We start from the raw sequence: 22,614 nt of genomic DNA, 5'->3' as shown, positions 1-22,614 counted from the left end.
CAACTAAAATCACCAGACACAACGACAAAGAATACAAGGTATTAATGGCATAACCATTCATCATAAAGGAATATGATATGAAGCTATTGAATCAATTACAGCCACAAGCGCTTCGTTTACAGACCACACATTTTGTCAATATCGAATCCGTCACTGCTGCGCCACTTCTCGCTTTACCTACCGAACTAGAACCGTCACTGTTTCGTCGTTCTCTTCAACATAATTATGCGGATTTACTAAAAATTGCAGATGATTCTGAAATGGCAATTGGAATCACAGATCATCATGGCACATTACTTTGGACATGGAGCAGCCGTGCTATGCTCTCCTCTGCTGAGCAAGTGCATTTTGTCGAAGGTGGACATTGGTCAACACAGGCTGTCGGTACAAATGCAATTGGTTTAGCCTTAAATAATCATCTCTCTAGCTGTGTTTATTCACATGAAAATCAGATGAACAGTGTACAGGATTGGGTTTGTTATGCCGCGCCGATTGTTGACCCTGTATCTGGACAATTTCATGGTGTGATTAATTTATCGACCAAGTACAAGAAGCATACTTCACTGGGTGTATTGGCTGTAGAACGCTGTGCAGAGTTGGTTCAACGTGCGATTCAATTTGAACAAAAAAACATGCTTTACCTCAAAGTTTTTGGTACACCCAAAGTTCAATTTAACCAACAGCTTTTAACTTTGACCCATCGACAAATTGAAATTTTATGCATTCTTGTGTTACACCCAGAGGGTATTAACCTAGATGAACTGCACTATGCGTTATACGGTGATCGGGACATTAGTGAAAAAACCTTAAAAGCAGAAATGTCACAATTACGTACCTTACTTCCCAACTGTATTTTATCGCGCCCTTATAAGTTAGTTTGTGAGATTCAAACCGACTTTACCAGAGCTGAACAGTCCCTCAATGCAGGTTTTCTCGCTAGTACATTTTCCCTCTACAAAGGTAGTTTTTTGGCCAAATCAGAAAGCCCTTTCTTGACCACATGGCGTGATTGTTTCGATGCGCGTTTAAGTCATCTGATTTATCAAATTCAGGATATTGACCCACTTTTAAAAATTATTAGTCGTCTTCCTGAACGTAATGATGCAATACAACGGGTACTGGAATTATTGCCTGAACAAAGTCAGCATCGCGCGTATTTTTTAAAATTACTTTAGGCTCAATGAACTTAGATATTTTATTGCACAACTTGTAGCACAGTGCCGTTTTGCTCCGATGTTTAAGGCTATAAAGTTGAGTAAAGTAGAATACATCTCCTCAAGCGAGCTATGTTTTTGCTTGAAGTTGTTTTGCTTAAAATTGCTTTGTATAAAAAATGATAAATGAATCGATCTAAGATTAATTTTTAAGGCCAACGACAGAAAATGCACGGCAAATATAGTCAACCTGTCAAAAAAAATCAGACACAATAATATAATTTCTCTTAATTAATATTTTTAATTAAATCAAACATATGATGAAATGATATTGTTTAATTATATAAAAGCTTACACTGCCACATCTTACATTCAAAGTTTAAATCCCTTTGCGTAGGCGATGCCTCACTTTTCAGAGATGAAAAGTGACAAAAATCTTCTATTGGGCGAGGGGTACGTCCTGTACCCCCGCCCAACGGCGACATCCATGTCGCCTCACGGTAGGATCACCAGCTATGATTCAAAAGTATAAAAATGAATTGATAACCAACAATTTTTAAAAGTTCATACAAAAACATAAGCTTCATTTATGCTCAATGACTTGATGCAAATCACTTGTATGAAATAATTAGGTGATTTGACTATATAGAAAATTACAAGATTAAAATTAATATATTTTTCACGTAATTAAAATAAACCATTAGCCTGATCAATACTACAATGCCTCACAATCTTACCTCTCTCCGCAATAAATCAATTGCTAAAATTAAAATACAAGTAATTTAAACATAAATGCTCTTTAAATGATAATGATTATATTTTACATTTAACACTATGCAGATCTTCTCGATCCGCTCAGCACTGAAAGAAAGGCAATTGTGGTTTATTGCTTAATAAATATAGGTAGACTTAATAATGAATAGCCAACAACAAACGACATCAGATCAAAAAATAGTACCAGACCAAAAAACGGTTTCAGACAAAAAAACAGTATCAGACCCAAAAGCGATACTGAAACAAGATGATCATATGCGGAATCTGGAAGTCATTGAGATGACGATAACGGCGATATCTCATCCTTTTCCTTCAATTGTACGTATCCGGGGCGAAATCAATACAACACAGCCAGACTTATGGACAACACCCAACCTTGCCATTCGTTTAGAAGTACTTCAACAAGCAGACGGCTTAGCCATATCACGTGTATATACCGTGCGTTGCTTTGATCCAAGTACCCGCCAAATTGAAATAGACTTTGTTCTACATGCTGACCCAAGTCCAGCAATGCTTTGGCTAGATTCAGCAAAAATTGGCACTAAAATTCAACTTACTGGTCCAAGACCGCACTTTCTCCCCAATTTTACCCCAGCCAAACGCGTGGTGATGTTTGCTGACGAAACCGCCATTCCTGCCGTTTATTCAATTTTACAGCATTGGCAAACGGGGATTCATGGAGAGATTTATATCGAAAGTTGTGAAGCCAATATTATTGATGATTTGCCAAAACATAGTAGTGTAAATATGCATTTACTCCATCGGGAAAAACCACAGCAAGCGGGTAAATTGGGCATGCTACTTAAAGTTGCCGAGCAGTTTAAAGATCGTGAAGATATAAGCGTTTGGGCAGCCTGTGAACGTAATGAAGCAAGAGCGATACGTAAGCTGTTTACCCAACACAGTCATTTGAGTAAAGATGATATTCGTGTAGCGGGCTATTGGAATGTCGGTATGTCCAGCTCAACATTAGATCTGAGCCGAGTCGCATATTATCAAAAACATCTAGAACAAGGTAAAACGCTAGAAACATTTGATGATCTAGATATGCCTGTTTAAATCAAGCCATTACCCGATTTAAATACCCCCATCTCACTGTTCTTAAGACGGTTATTTCGGGGGAGTATTTGAAATGGAAATCAATTCTTGAGGTTGATGCTCTGGCTTTATTATGGCCTAACTCAATGATGATTGAACACAATTGACAGCAGCCGACTCGGATCTCGCGATCCGAGTCTTTTTTATTATTCATTGCTCAGGCTGTGTTGCATAGCTATACATCATGGTCTGCTTAAAGATCCAAAGCGAATCCACTACAACATTTTTTCATGATGACTAATTATAACTACCGCGAAAACATGGTGATATAATTGCTGAAAATAAGATTACCAAGGTTGTTTTTCTCTAGCCAAGTGCAAAACTTAAAACCAATCTACCCGCCTTAACAGATGAGCCAATGTTATCTCAAAATGACAGGGATAAATTTGTTTGATCCTTTTTTAAATCTCAAACGACATTATAAGCGTACTCCTCACATCTTATAAGGCCGCTTTCGATGTCATCAACAAGAATGCAAATGACAGACAAAAAATACCTGTCAAAAATGATTCAAATGATCATGTTAGGTCTCACTTCTGTAGCTGCTACTACCCTTTTGCATGCTGCTGAAGAGACGACTCAAAATAATGCAGAACCTCTCGCATTGCCAACACTCAAGTTTACAGCAAACCAATTGGGTGAAATTACAGAAAACAGTGGTGTCTATACTCCGGGTTCAATTGCCACAGCAACGCGTTTGGTTTTAAAACCCAAAGAAACCCCACAAACGATTAGTGTGATTACTCGCCAAGAAATGGATGATTTTAATCTCAACTCTATCGATGATGTTATGCGGCATACCCCGGGTGTTAGTGTGGTGACCTATGACAGTGAACGGACAGAATATTACTCCCGTGGTTTTGCAATACAAAACTTCCAGTACGATGGGATCCCGATGAATCGTGATTCGGCCTACTCAGCAGGAAATACCCTGAGTGATATGGCGATTTATGATCGTATCGAAGTTTTAAAAGGAGCAACGGGGCTTTTAACTGGGGTGGGTGATCCTGGTGCAACCATTAATCTCATTCGTAAAAAACCAACCAAAGATTTCCAAGGAAATGTTTCTCTTGGTCTAGGCACATGGAATAACTACCGCGGCCAAATTGATTTAAGTGGTCCACTTAACGAAACGGGCAGTATTCGTGCGCGTGGAGTTGCTGCATATCAAGACAAAGAATCTCAATTAGATCGCTATGAACGCAAAACCCCTGTGTTCTACGGCATATTAGAAGCAGATTTAACCGACAATACCCTACTGACTGTAGGCGCAGATTATCAAGACAATAAACCTAAGGGATCAACGTGGGGCGGTATCCCGATTTATAATTCGGCGGGCCAATTCAATAAAATGCCGCGTGGCTTTAACAATGGTGCAAATTGGAGTAATTGGGAGCAATATACCCGAACCATTTTCTCAACCTTAGAGCATAAGTTTGATAATGATTGGGTCGCAAAAATCCAGTTAAATCATCAAATCAATGGCTATGATGCACAATTAGGCGCAGCGGCTGGTGGTCATCCAAATCCATCGACTGGCACTGGTGTTTCAATGTGGGCTGGAAACTATAAAGGCGAAACCAAAAGTGATGCTGCAGACATCTATGCAACAGGTCCATTTCAACTTTTTGGCCGTGAACACGAGCTGGTTGTCGGTGCAAGCATTTCTGAAAGCACTTGGAAAAATAATGGTTATGGTACACCAACTGATTATAAAACCAGTGTAGATCAATATTATCAATGGAACGGGAATGTTGCAGAGCCTGATTGGCAAAGAGGTAATCATTGGTCAAACAATGAAACCACCAAGCAGAATGGATTTTATCTCACTTCCCGTTTGAATTTACATGATGATTTAAAAGTCATTTTGGGTGGACGTATTGCAAACTATAAGTCAGAAGAGACGAAAGAGTCAGGTATCTTTATACCTTATGTCGGTGCGGTTTATGATTTAAATGACCAATACTCAGTTTATGCAAGCTACAGCACCATATTTAAACCTCAATCTGCACAAAATCCAAACGGTAAAACACTTGATCCGCTTGAGGGAGAAAACTACGAAGCTGGAATCAAAGGTGAATTTTTTGATGGTCGCTTAAATGCTAGCTTGGCATATTATCAACTCAAACAAGACAATTTTGCGAAAGAGATTCCAAACGTCCTTACACCATCTGGTGGTGTCGCATCTGAAGCGCTACAAGGTGTCAAAACCAAAGGGGCTGAACTCGAAGTTACTGGTGAAATTCGCCCGGGTTGGAATTTACATGCTGGCTTTAATCATAAAATATCTAAACAAGATGGGATAAAGCAGAGCACTTTGACCCCTGAAAATGAATTTAGCCTTTATACCAGTTATAAGCTCAATCAATGGGTGGATGGTTTAACTATTGGTGGTGGTGCACGTTGGCAAGATAAGACTTGGGGCGATGTCACCAATCCACTGTATAAAGATCCTGTTAAACATGTGGTGTCTGATTATTGGCTATTTGATGCAATGGCAAACTATGAAGTCAATGATCAACTATCTGTTTCTTTTAATGTAAACAATCTTTTAGATGAAAAATATTATACGATTTTTAGCTGGTATAGCACGTATACATGGGGCGAAGGCCGTAACTATAATTTAGGACTTAAATATAAGTTTTAATCCGGTTTAACTGACTTCCTCTAGGCAATAAGCAAACTCCATACTGCCTAGAGGAATTTCTTCTATTTAACATGCGCAATCAACTTTTGCTATTGCGCCAAAATCACTGATCTCATTTCATCCTGCGCTAGCATCAACCTAATTGCGTATTAAATCCTCATGTTGATCTGTGGATCTTATTATTTGGCGGGTTCAGAAGAATCAGTCGTTTTGTTGATGGCTTGTGGTGGTTGCGGGCTGGCTAAGTCCTGATTAATTGCTTTGGTTAAACCAAACATATACAGCAAAATAATCACCGAGAATGGTAAACCACATAGCACCACGGCACTTTGCATCGAATGAAAACTACCTGCTAACAGTAAACCAATACTGACAATCGTAATCACCACAGACCAGAAAATTCGCAACCAAATCGGTGAATCACTTTCATTGCTTCCGCCTTTTGTAGACAGATTTGCAATCATCAGCGTACCAGAACCCACTGGGGTCAAGAACAGTACAAAACAAATCACTACAACAATCCCAGCCACATAAGGATTAAAAGGTAAATATTCGAGCAACTTAAACAAAGACAAAGCTGGATCGGTAAGAACCATATCGCCCAAAACTTTTTGTTTTTGAGTCAAAATTAAATCAATTGCAGTATTTCCGAAAATGGAAATCCAAGCCAAAGTAAAGCCTAAAGGGATCAGACACACACCCAAGACCACTTCACGAATGGTGCGCCCTTTTGAAATACGCGCAATAAACATCCCAACGAAAGGTGCCCAAGCAATCCACCAAGCCCAATAAAACACTGTCCAAGAACCAAGCCAGCCTTTTGCTTGTGGATTGTATAAATACACATCAAAGCTTTTCGCAACAAAATGGTTGAGATAGTCACCCACGTTCTGTACCAAACCATTCAGTAAATGATTGGTTGGCCCTGTTAAGAACACAAATAATAATAACGCATAGAGTAAACGTAAGTTAATCCGTGAAAGCCAAGCCAGTCCTTTTTCAATCCCCACCACCGTGGTGATTGTCGCAACAGACATCATCACCAATACCACTGCAATCAGGGTAACATTGTTGTCGGGAATGGCTGGGACTAAATAACTAATGCCCGAAACTAACACCAGTGCACCAATACCTAGATTGGTGACCAAAGAAATCACCGTGGCTAAAATCCCAAAGCCATCCACAAAGTCGCCGATCAAACCATAGATCCGATCGCCAAAAATTGGATAAAGCGCAGAACGTAAAGCCAGAGGTAAATCTAAGCGAAAGGCAAAATAGCCCAAGGTGACACCCAATAAGGCATAGAGCACCCAGCCATGTATACCCCAATGTAAAAAGCTATACATCATGGCATCTCTGGCAGCTTGGATTGTGCCGCCCTCGCCTTCAGGTGGTCTTAAGAAATGATCGACAGGTTCAGCAACACCATAATACAGTAAGGCAATACCGATACCTGCTGAAAACAGCATAGACACCCAAGCCAAGTAACCAAACTCAGGTTTATCACCATCTTTTCCAAGTGGAAGTTGTCCAGCACGTGAAAAAGCCAACCATCCGACAAAACCCAGACATGCCACAATCACCAGCATGTAATACCAACCAAAGAGTTGATTGGCCTGCTCTTGCACATAGGTTAGCCAAAACTGACTTCTTTCTGGAAATAAAACAAACAATAGGCCAAAAATACCGATACTGATTGCAGAACTTCCAAACACAAATAAATTTAATCGAATCCGTTCGGATGAATATCCTTTATGGCTATTTGACACCATGCTATTGCTCCTTGCAATCGGTGTATTTTCTTAAAAAATAATAGGATATGTACTATTTTTACTGAACATCCTGATGGATCAGAATGTTGATGTATACACTTACATTTCTTATTACTCATCAAAAAATTATTGATTTTTGCAGATTATACTTTTTATTGATTGAACGTTCAATCAATAAAAAGTATTATAAAAAAATGCTAAGATGTTCTACATTGAGTAATGTTAAATAAAAAGTGCCTTTTCAGCACTTTAAGTGGATATACATGACAAAACGTAGAGTCAAACCAGAGCATGTGCGACGTGAAGAAATTATTAACGCCGCATTTGATGTGATTTATGAAGTGGGCTTATCCAATATGACCATTGCACAAATCGCAAAGAAAGCCGAGCTATCCACAGGTATTGTGAGTCACTATTTTGGTGATAAACAGGGATTAATAAATACCTGCATGCAAGAAATGCTGAATGTTTTACGTCGCAAAACCGACCAAAATAAAACTGAAGCAGACGAGCATCCAGAAAGCCAACTTAAAGCGATTATTGACTCTAACTTTGATATTAGTCAGGTCAATAAACAAGCCATGCGCATCTGGTTAGACTTTTGGTCTGCAAGCATGCACCTACCCGAACTTGGGCGCTTGCAACAAATTAATGATCAACGCCTGTATTCAAACTTGAAGTTTCACTTTCTCAAGTTATTGGACAAAGAACAGGCAAGCATTGCCGCTCGTGGTTTAGCGGCATTGATTGACGGATTATGGTTACGTGGCAGTTTAAGCAGTCATGATGAATTTGACAGCCAGCTGGCACGTTCCATTGCTTACGATTATGTAAAAACGCAATTGCAATTTGCGAAAAAACCTTTGCAGGAGAGACAGAATGAGTGATTCACAAGTTCATCAATTGTACATCCATGGTCGCTATGTAGCAGCGACCAGTGGTAAGACCTTTACCAGTATTAACCCTGCCAACGGTGAAGTGATCGCAACCCTTCAACAAGCATCACAACAAGACATTGAAGCGGCTGTTCAAAGCGCACAACAAGGTCAAAAAATTTGGGCCGCAATGACAGCGATGGAGCGTTCTCGTATTTTACGTCGCGCTGTCGACATTTTACGTGAGCGTAATGATGAACTCGCTTGCTTAGAAACCCTCGATACAGGTAAAGCCTATAGCGAAACATCGACCGTTGATATTGTCACCGGTGCTGATGTACTCGAATATTATGCAGGTCTCGCGACTGCAATTCAGGGAGAGCAAGTTCCGCTTCGTGAATCAAGCTTTTTCTATACCCGTCGTGAACCGCTTGGTGTTGTCGCGGGAATCGGTGCTTGGAACTATCCAATTCAAATCGCATTATGGAAATCTGCCCCTGCGCTAGCTGCTGGGAATGCCATGATCTTTAAACCAAGTGAAACCACACCGCTGAGCGTATTCAAACTTGCTGAAATCTATACTGAAGCTGGACTACCAGATGGCGTATTTAACGTGGTACAAGGTGCAGGCCGTGAGATTGGACAATGGTTAACTGAACATCCAATTATTGAAAAAATTTCTTTCACTGGTGGTGTTGAAACAGGCAAGAAAGTTATGGCAAGTGCCGCAGGTTCTACACTCAAAGAAGTGACCATGGAACTCGGCGGTAAATCCCCTTTAATTATTTGTGATGATGCTGACCTCAATCGTGCAGCAGACATTGCGGTGATGGCAAACTTCTTTAGTTCAGGTCAAGTCTGTACCAATGGTACACGTGTCTTTGTTCCAAAAGCACTGTTGGCAGATTTTGAAGCCGCTATTGTAGAACGGGTAAAACGGATCCGTATCGGCGATCCAATGGCTGAGCAAACCAACTTTGGTCCACTCACCAGCTTCCCGCATATGGAAAAAGTCTTGTCTTTCATTGAGTCAGGCAAACAACAAGGTGCCAAACTGCTCATTGGCGGTGGCCGTGCGACAGAAGCTGAATTGGCGCAAGGTGCTTATGTGTTACCGACAGTTTTCAGTGACTGCCAAGATGATATGCGCATTGTTGAAGAAGAAATCTTTGGCCCTGTCATGAGCATTCTCAGTTATGAAACTGAAGAAGAAGTCATTCGTCGTGCCAATGACACCACTTTTGGTTTAGCAGCGGGTGTTGTAACACAAGACATCACCAAAGCACATCGTATTATTCATCAAATCGAAGCAGGTATTTGCTGGATCAACACATGGGGCGAATCCCCTGCTGAAATGCCAGTGGGTGGCTATAAGCAATCAGGTGTCGGTCGTGAAAATGGTTTAACCACACTTGGGCATTACACCCGTATCAAATCAGTTCAAGTTGAGTTAGGTGAGTATCAAAGCATTTTTTAATGCACTCACACTTTCTCCGTATATCAATCCTATGTGCCATGTCATCACCTGATTGCATTGGCACTTTTAAAAAATACAAAAAGGATAATTATGACTACTCAAGCATATGACTACATTATCATCGGCGCAGGATCTGCCGGAAATGTGCTCGCAACACGTTTAACTGAAGACAAAGACGTTACTGTTTTACTCTTGGAAGCAGGTGGCCCAGACTACCGTTTAGATTTCCGTACTCAAATGCCAGCAGCGTTGGCCTACCCACTACAAGGACGCCGTTACAACTGGGCATATCTCACTGATCCTGAACCACATATGAATAATCGCCGTATGGAATGCGGCCGTGGTAAAGGTTTAGGTGGTTCCTCATTGATTAACGGGATGTGTTATATCCGTGGTAATGCAATGGACTTAGATAACTGGTCGACGCTCAAAGGGCTAGAAGAATGGAGCTATGCAGACTGCTTACCATATTACAGAAAATCCGAAACCCGTGATATTGGTGGTAATGACTACCACGGCGCCAATGGCCCTGTATCTGTGGCAACCCCTAAAAATGGCAACAATGTCTTGTTCCATGCCATGGTTGAAGCAGGTGTACAAGCAGGCTATCCACGTACAGATGACTTAAATGGTTATCAACAAGAAGGTTTCGGTCCAATGGATCGTACTGTGACGCCAAAAGGCCGTCGCTCTAGTACCGCACGTGGTTATTTAGACATGGCAAAAGGTCGTCCTAATTTAACGATCGTGACCCATGCCACCACCAATAAAATTTTATTTAATCAAAAACAAGCGATTGGTGTGGAATATATCATCGGTGCGGATAAAACCAATCTCACACAAGCACGTGCAAACCGTGAGGTCTTGCTTTGTGCGGGTGCTATCGCATCACCACAAATTTTACAACGTTCGGGTGTTGGTGAAAGTAGCTTCCTTAAATCAATGGACATCGATGTTGTACATGATTTACCGGGTGTCGGTGAAAACTTACAAGACCATTTGGAAATGTACTTACAATACAAATGTAAACAGCCTGTTTCACTCTACCCCGCTTTAAAATGGTTTAACCAGCCTGCAATTGGCGCTGAATGGTTATTTAATGGGACTGGTATTGGCGCAAGCAACCAGTTTGAAGCAGGCGGATTTATCCGCAGCTCAGATGAATTTGACTGGCCGAATATTCAATATCACTTCTTACCCGTTGCGATTAACTATAACGGCAGTAATGCAGTGAAAGAACACGGCTTCCAAGCGCATGTTGGTTCTATGCGCTCACCAGCTCGTGGTCGAATTAAGCTGAAATCTAAAGATCCATTTGAACATCCAAGTATTCTGTTCAACTATATGTCGACTGAGCAAGACTGGCGTGAATTCCGTGATGCCATTCGTATCACCCGTGAAATCATGCAACAGCCTGCATTAGATGCATATCGTGGCGATGAAATCAGTCCTGGAAAACAGGTGCAAACTGATGCTGAACTGGATGATTTCGTGCGCAACCATGCTGAAACTGCTTACCATCCTTCATGTAGTTGTAAGATGGGTGAAGATGAAATGGCAGTGGTTGACGGTCAAGGTCGTGTACACGGTCTACAAGGCTTGCGCGTTATTGATGCTTCGATTATGCCGCTGATCATTACTGGAAATTTAAATGCCACAACGATTATGATCGCTGAAAAAATCGCAGATCAAATTCGTGGCAAAAAATTGCCACGTTCTGAAGCGGGTTATTACAAAGCTGGCACAGCACCTGTGCGCAAAGCGCCTTTACGTCCGATCGTGTAAAAGTATTCATATTTTAGCGACACCTCAGTTTTGACTGAGTGTGTCGCATCTTTCAAGGACGAATAAAATGAGAAAAAAATTATTATTGACCATCCCTTTGAGTTTATTTTTTCAAACCCTACATGCCAATGAATCTGGAGTAGAAACGCCGTCTCCGTATAGTGCAAATTTGACACTAGCCAGCCAATATATCTCACGTGGTTTTCAACAGACCTGGGGCAACCCTGCTGTACAAGGCGGATTTGATTATGCTCATCCCAATGGTTTTTATGTAGGAACTTGGGCTTCTACTGTGAGTGATGACTTCATCCGTGATACCAATGTTGAATGGGACGTCTATACTGGTTATAGCCGTAGTTTCGGTCAGTTAAATCTGGGTACTAAAGTCGCTTATTACTACTATCCTGGGGCAAAAACCACTGCTGAAACAGGTTCTACCCGTTTTGATTATGGTGAAATTATTCCAGAAATCAGCTATGGTCCGCTGAGTGTTAAATATGCAATCACTTATACCCAAGATTATTTTGGCAATAATTCTGATACTTTAGCAATTGGTTCCAATAAGCACTCTCGTGGTTCAGGCTATTTAGATGTGAATTGGTTACAACCCATCGCTCAAGGTTGGTCGCTGAATATGCATTATGGCAATCAACGTATAAAAAACTTTTCTGCCGCAAGCTTTCAAGATGCCAGTGTTGCCATTAACAAAGCGCTGCCTTATGGCTTATCTTCCAGTTTAAGTTATAGCAAAGCATGGGACAAAGACGGATATTATCAAAAATACAGCAATGGCAATCCCAATGCCAAAGTTTCAAATCCAATTGATTCCACCCTCACTTTTTCGCTCACTAAAAAGTTTTAAGCTAAAGTTTAAATATTTAGTTATCTCTTATAGATCAACTAAAAACCATGCCCTCCAAGAGCGTGGTTTTTTAATGTCTATAGTCACCCCCCTAATTATTCATACAAGTGATTTCTATCAAGTCATTGATCAGAAATGAACTTATGTTTTTGTATGTGCTTTTAGAAACTGTTGGTTATCAATTCATTTTTTTTACTTTTGAATTATAGATGGTGATTCTACCGTGAGGCGACATGGATGTCGCCGTTGGGCGGGGGTACAGGACGTACCTCTCGCCCAACATGAGCAAAAACAAAGCACTGCTTTGTTTGCAGCGCAAGGTTTGGCAATCCCTACGAAAAGTGAGGCATCGCCTACGCAAAGCTATTTAAACTTTGAAGGTAAGGTGTGGCATTGCAAGCTTTTTATAATTAAATAATTTATTTTCTCATGCAATTGATTTAATTAAAAATATTCATTAAAAGAAATTATATTCTTGTGTCTGAGCTTTTTTGACAGGTTGACTTATATCTTGGCTTAATTCAATAAAGCAAACTCAAATCTCCCCATACTGTTGAATTATCATTAGACAGCCATTGATTGTTTGTATAAAGCATTAGGAACGATTGTTCCAGTATAAATTAACATTATGCGTACTAAAGAGTTTGATCCTGAAGAAGTTGAAAATGCAGTTATGCAAGTTTTCTGGCGTAAAGGATTTGCAGCGACATCAATTCAAGATTTGGTTGAGGAAACTGGACTCTCACGCAGCAGTTTATATAGTTCCTTTAAAAATAAAGAGCAGCTATACCAACAAGCCTTATCTCGCTATCAACGCCTGATCAGTAAATCAAATATTGATTTGTTATCCAGTGATGGATCAGTCAAAAGTATCATGCAACAATTATTATCTCGTATCATTGAAGATGAATTAAATGATCCGCAACATCGGGGTTGCCTGATGGCCAATGCCTGTTTGGAGTTAGCAGGACACGATCAAAAGACTGCAGAATCTGTCACGTACAACTTTGAACGATTACAGCACGCACTGGAACAGCTCATGATCAGAGGAAAGCAATCTGGTGAAATCACCCTACATAGTTCTCCGCAAGCCTTAGCACTTTTTTTCGTGAATACCATTCAAGGCATTCGCGTTTTAAGCAAAGGCTGTAGCGCAGAAAATCGTCAGCAATATCTAGAGAATGTTGCTGAAGTCGCACTGAATACCTTGTATTAATTTTTAGTTTCCCCCTTAGCAGACTGGCTAATTTGCAATGCTGAGGGTTTTATTTACCTAAAAATGGAACGATCATTCCAATATAAATGACAACATGGAGTCTACAATGAATATTGATCTTCAAAATTTTGTGATGCCTATATTCCTTAAACGAGATGAACTTTCTGTCAATCATACACAGAGGTATAGCGCATGAATCAGTTCAACAACAGATCAGAGCAGAACCGATCTGCGCCCAGCTTACCGATATGGAAATTATTGGCATTTACGGTTGCAGGTTTTATTACCATTATGACGGAAATCATACCTGCGGGCTTATTGGCATTGATCAGTCATGACTTAGAGGTGTCTGAAGCTTTAGCAGGGCAAATGATTTCAGTTTATGCCCTAGGATCGGTCATTGCGGCGATCCCTGTGGTTGCTGCAACACGGAGTTGGTCAAGAAAACCTTTATTGTTATTGGCAATCACAGGCTTGTTTGTCTTCAATAGTCTAACAGCGCTATCTTCCAGCTATATTGTCATCCTGATTTCACGATTTATTGCGGGAATGTCAGCTGGAATTATCTGGGGTATCTTGGCGGGTTATGCTCGAAGTCTAGTTCCTGCCCATCTACAAGGCAGAGCGATGGCGATCGTTGGGGTCGGTCAACCCATTGCATTATGTATGGGTGTGCCTTTAGCTATTGGATTGGGCAATCTGTTTGGCTGGCGTGGGGTTTTCTGGGTGATTTCAGGACTTGCTTTAATCCTGATCATCTGGATAAAAATAAGCCTCCCTCATTTGGCTGGACAACCCGCGAGCAAACAACAATCCATTCTCAAGGTCTTGGTACACCCCGGTATAGGCACAATTTTGGCGGTTATTTTTGTTTGGATTTTGGCACATAACATACTTTATACGTTTATTTCGTCTTATTTGTCTGCTGTACAGCTGAGTGAGCATATTGATCTTATTCTTCTTATTTTTGGTCTTTCTTCAATATTCGGCATTTGGATTACAGGGATTTGGATCGATAGATCATTACGCAAATTAACCCTAATCAGTTTAACAGGCTTTGCCATCGCTGCTCTTTTCATGGGCTTGAGCGGTCATCACATCTGGCTTGTGATGCTAGGTATCGTACTTTGGGGAATGACTTTTGGCGGTGCACCAACTCTACTACAAACTGCGCTGGCAGATGTCGCAGATGAAAATGTGGATATTGCCCAATCCATGCTGGTGACGGTGTTTAATCTTGCTGTTGCAGGGGGCGGTATTTTAGGTGGCATCCTACTGCAAAATGTAGGAATAGACTCATTCTTTGTTTGTATCATCGCATTATCATTATTGGGGTTATCTATTGTATTTTTTGCGCATGAAAATGGTTTTAAATCAGGACATCGTTTAGGCAGCAAATAAATTTAAAGCTGTCATTTAACACCATGCTTCGATGACAACATCTATTGGATCAAACAGCACCATCATCGTTGATTGGGCTATTTGATCCGTCTCTTAAACGATAGCTATGGCTTTATTGACTAAAAACAGTTGCACAAATTGCTGAATCTTATCCGCCACTGCCTGTGGTTGACTTAAAATCCCCCAATGCCCTGCCGAAACTTCGCTATAGCGAATATCATCCCCCCACTCTTCCATCCCACGGCTTAAAGCAAGCGGTACAAATGGATCTTGATTCATCAATAACATTTGCACAGGAATGGTTGTGGTTCGACCTGTCGGCTTGAATAATGCTTTGGTTAAATTTTGACGATATAGACCTAAACCACTGATGGCATTGCGAAGTTGGGTCGGGCTCTTATCAACTGAGGTTTTTTCTAAATACCCCACCAGTTTTGGCCATACTTTGCCAAGACCTAAACGCCAAGTCAGTTCAGGAAGTACAGGGATTTGTAACATTGCCATATAACTTGATGCTGACACTCGCTTAATCACGTTGAAATAGCCTTGTAAGTTACCTTGGGCCAACTGGCGATGAAACCACCACCCTACATGATCTGTACTTGGCGCCAATGCAGTATAAGACGCAATTTGAGACTTTAATCGGTCAGCCAATACCGCTTCCCAACCTTGTAAAGCGCCCCAATCATGTCCAACCAAATGGACCGATTGATGTGGGCTCACTGCTTTAATCACTTGGGATAAATCTTCGATCAAATGTTCAAAAGCATAATCTGCTGTTGTTTGTGGAATATCAGATAATCCTGTACCACGTACATCATAAGCAACCACATTAAAATGAGGGGCTAAATATTGTGCCACCGCGTGCCAGACTTCAGCAGAATCTGGATAACCATGTATCAATACAATAGTATCTTGATCAACATCTAAGCTGCCCCAATGGTAAGCAGCCAAACAGATATTTCCTGAATGAACATATAGCTTGGTCTTATCAAAATGCTTCATGAAACCACCCGCGGAACAGTTTCAGTTTTTTGCTGATATGCAAGCACCCCTGCTGACTGTGCCAAGTAGGCTTGAGCAAGTTCAGTTGAAGCTTCGTAATAGGGATGATAGTTGGGCTTAAAAAACCGTAAACTGGTCTTAAAAAACCACACTGGTCCTGGTATATAGCCATTTAAATCAGAACGATGCCAAGCTTTCCAAAAAGCGGGTTGCCATAAGCTTTTTTGGTTTTGTGGAATAGCGGGATCATCTTGAGCCAGTTGTACAGTACCAGCCGCCATGAGATAGGTAAAAATAGGAGCGGTCACAGCCATCACCGCAACACGTAATAAATAACTCCCTGAAATATGCTGATAAACATCATAAGCAACCGTACGATGCTCAACTTCCTCAGCACTATGCCAAGTAAACAAGTCACTTACCACAGGATCTCCACCACGTGCCTGCCAATCTGAACGGGTTAATACATATTGACCAATTGCTGCAGTAAAATGTTCAGCCGCGGCCACTAACCCAACTCGCGCATTTAACCAAGGTCGCTGCCAGACTTTAGGTAAGTTAAAACCCAAAGGTTTGTCCGCGAGTAACCGATCAAATAAGCCAACAACTCGTTTATATTGGTTCTCCACATCCACCCCATAACGTAGCAAATATTCTTCGATTGAATCCTTGTGCGCTTGTGAATGAATGGCTTCTTGTCGAATGAAAATTTTGGCATCTTGCTTAAGTTTTTCATCATGAATAAAAGGTAAAGCTTTATTGAACATTCGACAGAAAAAATACTCTCCTCGAACCAAGGTAAAACTAAAATGATTGACACCATGACTTGCCAATGGGTCTTGTGGTATCCAGTGTAAAGGCGAGTGCTCCCATTCAAATTTAACCTGTCGAGGAATCATTGCCCAACTTGCTTTTGATGCTTCAGATCGCATAATTCTTTCCTCAGAGTTATGATGGTAAATGATGAGGCGTTTCAGATAGGCCTATTTTTACTTTGGTTTTTGCCACGATTTCAGACTCATCCGTATCATTGGGATGGAAATTAAAACGGTAGTAATCTATAAATTTAGGAATAAAAACTTTATATTTTTCCACACCATGCTGAGCAAATTTGCGCCATGATTTTAGATTTAATAATTGGCGATCGCGTTTTAACAGCACAACTTGATAAACACTCGACAATGCAGTAATCAAAACCAGACTAAACGTGAAAATCGCAACGCGAGGAATATAAGCAGCTAAGCCCTTTCCATATAAGTATTCATACATGTCATAAGCCACAGCCTTATGTTCGGTTTCTTCAACACTGTGCCATAACCATAAATTACGAATGCTTTCATCCGTCATCAATTCATTGACATCTTTCATCATCTCCACCACCAACACTGCGGTGTAATGTTCTAGACCCACAGTCACCAAGAGATTCCACTTTTTAGGAAAAGTACGTTCAATTGCTTTTAATATGATCCCTGTGACTTTTTCTAAAGATTCCGGATCTAAACCATATTGTTGTGCACTGACATGAAAAGCATGATGTTCTTTAGAGTGCATGGCTTCTTGTCCAATAAAGGCTCCAATATCACGGTCTAATTGTGGATTATTTTTAATTTTTTTACGTAAGGCTCGCACTGAACGGACAAAGTACGATTCACCTTCTGGAAAAAGTGTTGATAGACCTGTGAAGTAATGAGTAAAGGTAGGTTCGTCATTACACCAATACTTGGGCATATCCTGAAACTCATAATCCATACGACGTACTGGAAATGATGCAGGTGTTTTTTGCTTTGATTTTTCTTTCACCGCTGATATAGACATGGTTCACCTCAAGAATTTATCTCAAAATAACAAGTTCCAAAAAGGAACTAATAAAATCAAAATAATGATCCATGCAGATCTTGTCAATCAAGTGAATATGCTTTGGCTCAAGGTTGTCCTTAAATGATAGTATCATTCCTATAAAGACATCTCGATAAAGACAGGCTATAAATAAAAGGTGAAAAATAAATTAAAATATTGAACATGAAATAGCTTTAATACAGTCCAAGTCGTCTTTAGGCTGTTCAGCACTAGGTTAAGCATTCAAAAATATTAAAAAAATAGTGATATCCATCATTACTGGACATCACTATTTTAGATGCTAGATATGCTTTTAAATAAAAACAATACTTAACTTATCTTATAAGTATTTAAGAATAGCGATATGTTTGTTTTTATGTTTGTAATCAGAAAATTTAACCATTAAAGGATATAAAATTATGCTGAGAATAATCGCAATCCACCACAATGTAGACACCGAATCGACACCAAAATAATCTCCATGATTTTTCCCAAAAAAGGCAACCACGAGCAAATATAAAGCCTTTAAAACATATAAGTGAACAATATAAAAAAACATTGGTACAGAACCAAATATGATCAAGGGTTTGATCCAAGGTTTTGTTTCGATTTTTTGCAGACAGACCAAAAGAACCAGTCCAATACCAACGTTCCATAAAATGAAAAATAAAGATGGTGGATATTTGGTTAGATTCATAAAACTCATGAATGTTTCAGTCCATGTCGGCATGACCGTCCATACATGATCTCCATATACATTGATCACTCTTAAAAGCAAAAATAAAGCGATACTGGAAAAACCAAAAATGAGTAATTTTGTATTTCTTGATTGGTTTTGTTGAGATGAAGCAAAAACACTTGAACCAATACAATATCCTAAAGTAATCACACCAATCCAAGGTAAAACAGGATAAGAGGTTCGAATACGAATCAGATTGCCAAACTCAATCCAGCCCCGTTCATGCAAAATGAACCATAAATTCTGTATGAAAGGTACATTTTCAAAAGACACTTGATCAAGCACATTGTGCCCAAAAATAATCACAATGCTGATTATCCATAATAATTTTTGTGGCAATCCAATTAAAGCTGCCAACGCCAGCATACTTAAACCAATCGCCCAAATCACTTGTAGATAAATCACATCAGGTGGGAACTTGCCAGTCCATGCAAAATTGATCACCACCAACTCAAGAAAGATCAGAAATAATCCGCGTTTAATCAAAAACTCACGTGTCATCGCTAGACTATTATTTTTAGCTTGATAGAGATAGGCGGATAAGCCTGTCAAAACAATAAATACTGGAGCGCATAAATGGGCCAATATTCGGCTAAAGAAAAGTGACGTTTCTGTGCCTGGAATCAGCATTGGATCTGGAACTTGATGATGGAGGTAAAAAGTTTCTCTGACATGATCAACCATCATAATCAAAATCACCAAGCCTCGTAATGCATCAATCGCTTGTAAGCGTTGCGAAGGAATAGACATAGAAAAAACAACAAATTAAACGTTATGATATAATATAACAATTAATTTCATTATTTTAAAACCATCTCATTAAAAAACATCAATTTGTACCGTTATTTCACAGCAACACTTAAAAAATTTACCAATTATCACATAGACTTTTTGCAAAATTTAATTGATAATGATTATCAATTTCATTATATGAAAAATTGGTGAACACTTTGGAACAGCCTACTTTAGCGACTGAAGCGATTCGAGCATTTTTTACCTTACAATGCTGCTGGTTAAACAGTGAAGAAATTTATCTTGAACAAGGTTGTTTGCATTGTGGTTCGGCAGCAACTTATTTAATTTATTTTACCCATGCCCCTATTCAAAAATTAATGCTTGATTTTATTCAAAAATATAACTGCCATAACAGCAAAAAATCAGACTTACTCGACTTATTAGACTTTGAACAGAATTATAATGATTTTTTACAAGTGCTTGAAAGTGCAGTAAACAGTTATGCTCGACAATATCAAAACCATGCTTGTCATTTGGCATTTGAAAGTGTTGAATCTATTTTTGAACGTGAAGCTGCTATTGCATGTTAAAAAATTGATGCTGCAATAAATCAAACTGTAATGATTAAATCGAATAGACTATTTTTAACAGCTATTTTTTAAATTAATTTTAGGGTCTGTTGACATCAATTTTTCATTCTCAATCTATCAAAATAAAAGGGGCCAACACGTTGCTTGAAGTCTTCTCAACAACAGCAACTTATTGACCCCGATAATAAATCTTAAGTTAAGACCCAACATATAAAAACTTAACCAACAAAAGTTAAGCGATTAAATTTTCATACTTATACCCAGCTGTACCCCACGCCCAGGAAGTGGTGCAATATATTTTAATGGCGAGTTCTGTGGTCGTGCATCTTCATTTAACAAATTAGATCCATTGAGGAAAACATCAAAATTGGCATTTTGTAATTTGAAGTGTTTCTGAATTTGTAGATCCAGCAAGTTATAAGACGGCAATGGAATTTCTTTAGACACATTTTTGCCTAAATACTGAGCTTGATCATAGTAAATATTGGATAAGCGTGCTGACCAATCATTTTTATTCCATTCAAGGTTTAGCCCATAACGGTTCGTTGGCATGTTGGGTAAGTAATTTCCATCATTTGCCAAACTGGTTTTGTTTGGATTAAGGTTTTTATTTTTCACCAAGTCAGCAAAAGCAGAGATCAAAAGATTGCCATACTGATTGAGTTCAAACTTTTGTTTTAAATCAATTTCAAATCCAGTAATTTCAGCATCTGTCTGGGTCCAATATTTAAGTGGCAAGCGATTACGTATTTGTGCCCCTGAATGGGTCAAATACAAATACTTGTCATATTTCATCTTATATACAGTCGCTTCAAAATTAAAATTTTTATAATTGAACAGACCTGTTAACTCAAGATTTTTGGATTTTTCTTCTTTGAGTTTTTGGTTACCTTCTTCTTGTAACATAATTGAATAATGTGGATGGCTGGCATAAAGTTCATTAATTTCAGGCGCTCTATCTGACACTGAATAACGCAACTTTAAACCCAATAGATCATTATATTTTAGGTATGAACCGAAACTGTAGCTTTCAAGATTAAATTTTGTATCGGTGAGTTTTGTATTCGGTGAATTTCTGGATGGTACAAAATCACTTTTTTGAATTTTATGTTCAACCTTTTCGTTACGATAACCAGCATCGAGTTCTAGCCAATCAAAGTCTAATTTTTCCTTGATAAACACGGCTTGTGTTTGCGTATTGATATTCGGTAAATAACGTAAATTTCCATGTCCTACCACTTTACGATCAATCTGATTAAAGCCAATAAAACCATTCCAAAATTCAACAGGTCTATGCTTCAGTAATAATTCAGCCTGTTGGGTATCAAATTTATAGTTATTGGCCATTTTTGATCCTAAATATTCCCCTGATGTATTAACGCTCTTACTCACATCAAATTGTATTTGTTTCAATAACAACGGGCTAAAATTAAACTCGCTGTCTAAGGCATATCTTCGCTGATCTGTTTTCACCCCGACTGGTATGCTGTCACTGGTAGATTGAAAAGATTTATTTTCAAGAGAAAATCCGGGTACCCCATATTCACTTTTTTTTGAATCAGCACTGAGCCCAATACGTCCATTGTTGAGAAAATAAGTGCTTCCAATCGCAAAGTGTTGATTGTCTAAATAGCTATTGCCCAGCTTGTTTTTATAGTTGGGTGTGACATCTTTATTAATTTTGTTTTCAGTATATTGCTGGGTATTGGGTACATATTTAGGGTTTACTGGATTGGTATAGGTTTTTCCACTCCAAACTGAGGTAGGTTTATCTGTATAGAAGGAAAATGAACCATCTGCCCAATCGGGATTTTCCGTCATAAATTGGTCAATATAAGGCTGTGATGCAGTATTATAATTTTTTTGAATGCGTGCTTCTTTTTGGCAAGCATCTGCCAATGCTGTATTTACCCCACCCGTCGCTGGAAATACACCACTATTACATACGCTCGCTTTACCCTCTCCCGGAATTTTATAAGCTGACATATCTTGGCTAGAAAACAATAAATTGGTAGAAAAGTTACTTTGGTTATTGAGATTGAGTTTAAAACCTTTGGCATCAAAATCATTCCAGCCCTTTTTCGCTACAAGCTCTAATTGAGAACTTTTATTCGGCATCGCTGTATCGATTAGACCAGAATCAATATTCACACTTCCGCCAATGGCATTACCACCATAACGCACACTGTCTGAAGATTTATTGACAGTAACAGATTGAGTGAATAAAGGATCAAAAGGGATATTAATATTGCCGCTGATACTATTCATTCCATAAATAGACTGACCATTTTCCAAAATCTGCACCCGGTTTCCACTTAAACTGCGAATCACAGGCGCACCTGAATTGGGACCAAAAGCGCTGCTTTGTACCCCTGAAAGATGCTTTAAAGCATCACCTAAAGTTTTATTATCTGCATTTCTATTTTCTACAATGATACTTTGATTGATAAATGGATCATTTTCGGCATTTACTCGAATCACTGGAAGTACAGTCAGCTGTTTATTTTCAATCGCATATGCAGGAAAGACCGGTAAAGAAATAGCGATTGCTAAAGTATGGTGACGCATCATGGATTCCGAATTGTAATTTATTGTTATGTTATAACATTACATAAACAGATGTACAACAATTATCATCAATGCTTATA

General features: G+C 39.3%; 16 protein-coding genes. 10 read left to right on the top strand and 6 right to left on the bottom strand.

Annotated elements, in window-relative coordinates:
- Nucleotides 1–77: 77 nt before the first annotated feature.
- From FHR28_RS04050 to FHR28_RS04040, 3 genes are all read left to right on the top strand, one after another.
- Complete coding sequence (locus FHR28_RS04050; protein ID WP_004717563.1) at nucleotides 78–1,175, top strand: helix-turn-helix domain-containing protein; 1,098 nt, start codon at nucleotides 78–80, stop codon at nucleotides 1,173–1,175.
- An 894-nt stretch (nucleotides 1,176–2,069) separates the two neighbouring features.
- Nucleotides 2,070–2,987, top strand: coding sequence for a siderophore-interacting protein (locus tag FHR28_RS04045; protein ID WP_151956908.1), 918 nt, complete (start codon nucleotides 2,070–2,072; stop codon nucleotides 2,985–2,987).
- Between the two features lie 517 nt (nucleotides 2,988–3,504).
- Complete coding sequence (locus FHR28_RS04040; RefSeq protein WP_228129008.1) at nucleotides 3,505–5,673, top strand: TonB-dependent siderophore receptor; 2,169 nt, start codon at nucleotides 3,505–3,507, stop codon at nucleotides 5,671–5,673.
- Nucleotides 5,674–5,852: 179 nt separating this feature from the next.
- Here the strand turns inward: FHR28_RS04040 and FHR28_RS04035 are convergent, their stop codons facing one another.
- The gene (locus tag FHR28_RS04035) at nucleotides 5,853–7,445 is read right to left on the bottom strand and encodes a BCCT family transporter (RefSeq protein WP_166781989.1); all 1,593 of its coding nucleotides are present in this window, start codon (nucleotides 7,443–7,445) and stop codon (nucleotides 5,853–5,855) included.
- A 263-nt stretch (nucleotides 7,446–7,708) separates the two neighbouring features.
- Between FHR28_RS04035 and betI the strand changes: the two genes are divergently transcribed.
- From betI to FHR28_RS04005, 6 genes are all read left to right on the top strand, one after another.
- Nucleotides 7,709–8,332: a transcriptional regulator BetI gene (betI, locus tag FHR28_RS04030; protein WP_004717575.1), complete on the top strand. Its 624-nt coding sequence runs from the start codon at nucleotides 7,709–7,711 to the stop codon at nucleotides 8,330–8,332.
- Nucleotides 8,325–9,797 carry a betaine-aldehyde dehydrogenase gene (gene betB, locus FHR28_RS04025; protein WP_166781988.1) on the top strand — a complete coding sequence of 491 codons (1,473 nt, stop codon included), beginning with the start codon at nucleotides 8,325–8,327 and terminating at the stop codon, nucleotides 9,795–9,797. The genes betI and betB overlap by 8 nt, the downstream gene beginning before the upstream one ends.
- Before the next feature lie 90 nt (nucleotides 9,798–9,887).
- Nucleotides 9,888–11,582, top strand: a complete 1,695-nt coding sequence (gene betA, locus FHR28_RS04020) for a choline dehydrogenase (RefSeq protein WP_166781987.1) — start codon at nucleotides 9,888–9,890, stop codon at nucleotides 11,580–11,582.
- Between the two features lie 67 nt (nucleotides 11,583–11,649).
- A complete protein-coding gene (locus FHR28_RS04015; RefSeq protein ID WP_166781986.1) occupies nucleotides 11,650–12,444 on the top strand; it encodes a TorF family putative porin in 795 nt (264 codons plus the stop codon).
- 628 nt (nucleotides 12,445–13,072) lie between these two features.
- Nucleotides 13,073–13,660, top strand: a complete 588-nt coding sequence (locus tag FHR28_RS04010) for a TetR/AcrR family transcriptional regulator (RefSeq protein ID WP_105713513.1) — start codon at nucleotides 13,073–13,075, stop codon at nucleotides 13,658–13,660.
- A 192-nt stretch (nucleotides 13,661–13,852) separates the two neighbouring features.
- Entirely contained in the window at nucleotides 13,853–15,061 is a 1,209-nt protein-coding gene (locus tag FHR28_RS04005; protein ID WP_166781985.1) for an MFS transporter, read from the top strand.
- A gap of 93 nt (nucleotides 15,062–15,154) precedes the next feature.
- Here the strand turns inward: FHR28_RS04005 and FHR28_RS04000 are convergent, their stop codons facing one another.
- The 4 genes from FHR28_RS04000 to FHR28_RS03985 form a co-directional block, all read right to left on the bottom strand.
- The gene (locus FHR28_RS04000; protein ID WP_166781984.1) at nucleotides 15,155–16,066 is read right to left on the bottom strand and encodes an alpha/beta fold hydrolase; all 912 of its coding nucleotides are present in this window, start codon (nucleotides 16,064–16,066) and stop codon (nucleotides 15,155–15,157) included.
- On the bottom strand, nucleotides 16,063–16,998 hold the full coding sequence (locus FHR28_RS03995) for a metal-dependent hydrolase (RefSeq protein WP_056513119.1): 936 nt from the start codon (nucleotides 16,996–16,998) through the stop codon (nucleotides 16,063–16,065). The genes FHR28_RS04000 and FHR28_RS03995 overlap by 4 nt, the downstream gene beginning before the upstream one ends.
- Nucleotides 16,999–17,014: 16 nt before the next feature.
- Nucleotides 17,015–17,881: a metal-dependent hydrolase gene (locus FHR28_RS03990; RefSeq protein WP_056513122.1), complete on the bottom strand. Its 867-nt coding sequence runs from the start codon at nucleotides 17,879–17,881 to the stop codon at nucleotides 17,015–17,017.
- Between the two features lie 361 nt (nucleotides 17,882–18,242).
- Nucleotides 18,243–19,391, bottom strand: coding sequence for a DUF1624 domain-containing protein (locus FHR28_RS03985; protein WP_151956914.1), 1,149 nt, complete (start codon nucleotides 19,389–19,391; stop codon nucleotides 18,243–18,245).
- A gap of 191 nt (nucleotides 19,392–19,582) precedes the next feature.
- Between FHR28_RS03985 and FHR28_RS03980 the strand changes: the two genes are divergently transcribed.
- Nucleotides 19,583–19,966, top strand: coding sequence for a hypothetical protein (locus tag FHR28_RS03980; RefSeq protein ID WP_004717594.1), 384 nt, complete (start codon nucleotides 19,583–19,585; stop codon nucleotides 19,964–19,966).
- A 240-nt stretch (nucleotides 19,967–20,206) separates the two neighbouring features.
- Here FHR28_RS03980 and FHR28_RS03975 read toward each other — a convergent pair whose 3' ends face one another.
- Nucleotides 20,207–22,534, bottom strand: coding sequence for a TonB-dependent receptor (locus FHR28_RS03975; RefSeq protein WP_166781983.1), 2,328 nt, complete (start codon nucleotides 22,532–22,534; stop codon nucleotides 20,207–20,209).
- Between the last annotated feature and the right edge of the window lie 80 nt (nucleotides 22,535–22,614).

Source organism: Acinetobacter sp. BIGb0196, assembly GCF_011759595.1.
Classification (GTDB): domain Bacteria; phylum Pseudomonadota; class Gammaproteobacteria; order Pseudomonadales; family Moraxellaceae; genus Acinetobacter; species Acinetobacter guillouiae.
Note: the sequence above shows the minus strand (reverse complement) of the source record. Positions and strands in the feature narration are given on the sequence as shown.

Coding starts and splice junctions, on each gene's coding strand:
- FHR28_RS04035 (WP_166781989.1), bottom strand. CDS start 7,445: ATGGTGTCAAATAGCCATAAAGGATATTCATCCGAACGGATTCGATTA.
- FHR28_RS03995 (WP_056513119.1), bottom strand. CDS start 16,998: ATGCGATCTGAAGCATCAAAAGCAAGTTGGGCAATGATTCCTCGACAG.
- FHR28_RS04010 (WP_105713513.1), top strand. CDS start 13,073: ATGCGTACTAAAGAGTTTGATCCTGAAGAAGTTGAAAATGCAGTTATG.
- FHR28_RS04040 (WP_228129008.1), top strand. CDS start 3,505: ATGACAGACAAAAAATACCTGTCAAAAATGATTCAAATGATCATGTTA.
- FHR28_RS03990 (WP_056513122.1), bottom strand. CDS start 17,881: ATGTCTATATCAGCGGTGAAAGAAAAATCAAAGCAAAAAACACCTGCA.
- FHR28_RS03985 (WP_151956914.1), bottom strand. CDS start 19,391: ATGTCTATTCCTTCGCAACGCTTACAAGCGATTGATGCATTACGAGGC.
- betB (WP_166781988.1), top strand. CDS start 8,325: ATGAGTGATTCACAAGTTCATCAATTGTACATCCATGGTCGCTATGTA.
- FHR28_RS04045 (WP_151956908.1), top strand. CDS start 2,070: ATGAATAGCCAACAACAAACGACATCAGATCAAAAAATAGTACCAGAC.
- betI (WP_004717575.1), top strand. CDS start 7,709: ATGACAAAACGTAGAGTCAAACCAGAGCATGTGCGACGTGAAGAAATT.
- betA (WP_166781987.1), top strand. CDS start 9,888: ATGACTACTCAAGCATATGACTACATTATCATCGGCGCAGGATCTGCC.
- FHR28_RS04015 (WP_166781986.1), top strand. CDS start 11,650: ATGAGAAAAAAATTATTATTGACCATCCCTTTGAGTTTATTTTTTCAA.
- FHR28_RS04000 (WP_166781984.1), bottom strand. CDS start 16,066: ATGAAGCATTTTGATAAGACCAAGCTATATGTTCATTCAGGAAATATC.
- FHR28_RS04050 (WP_004717563.1), top strand. CDS start 78: ATGAAGCTATTGAATCAATTACAGCCACAAGCGCTTCGTTTACAGACC.
- FHR28_RS04005 (WP_166781985.1), top strand. CDS start 13,853: ATGAATCAGTTCAACAACAGATCAGAGCAGAACCGATCTGCGCCCAGC.
- FHR28_RS03975 (WP_166781983.1), bottom strand. CDS start 22,534: ATGCGTCACCATACTTTAGCAATCGCTATTTCTTTACCGGTCTTTCCT.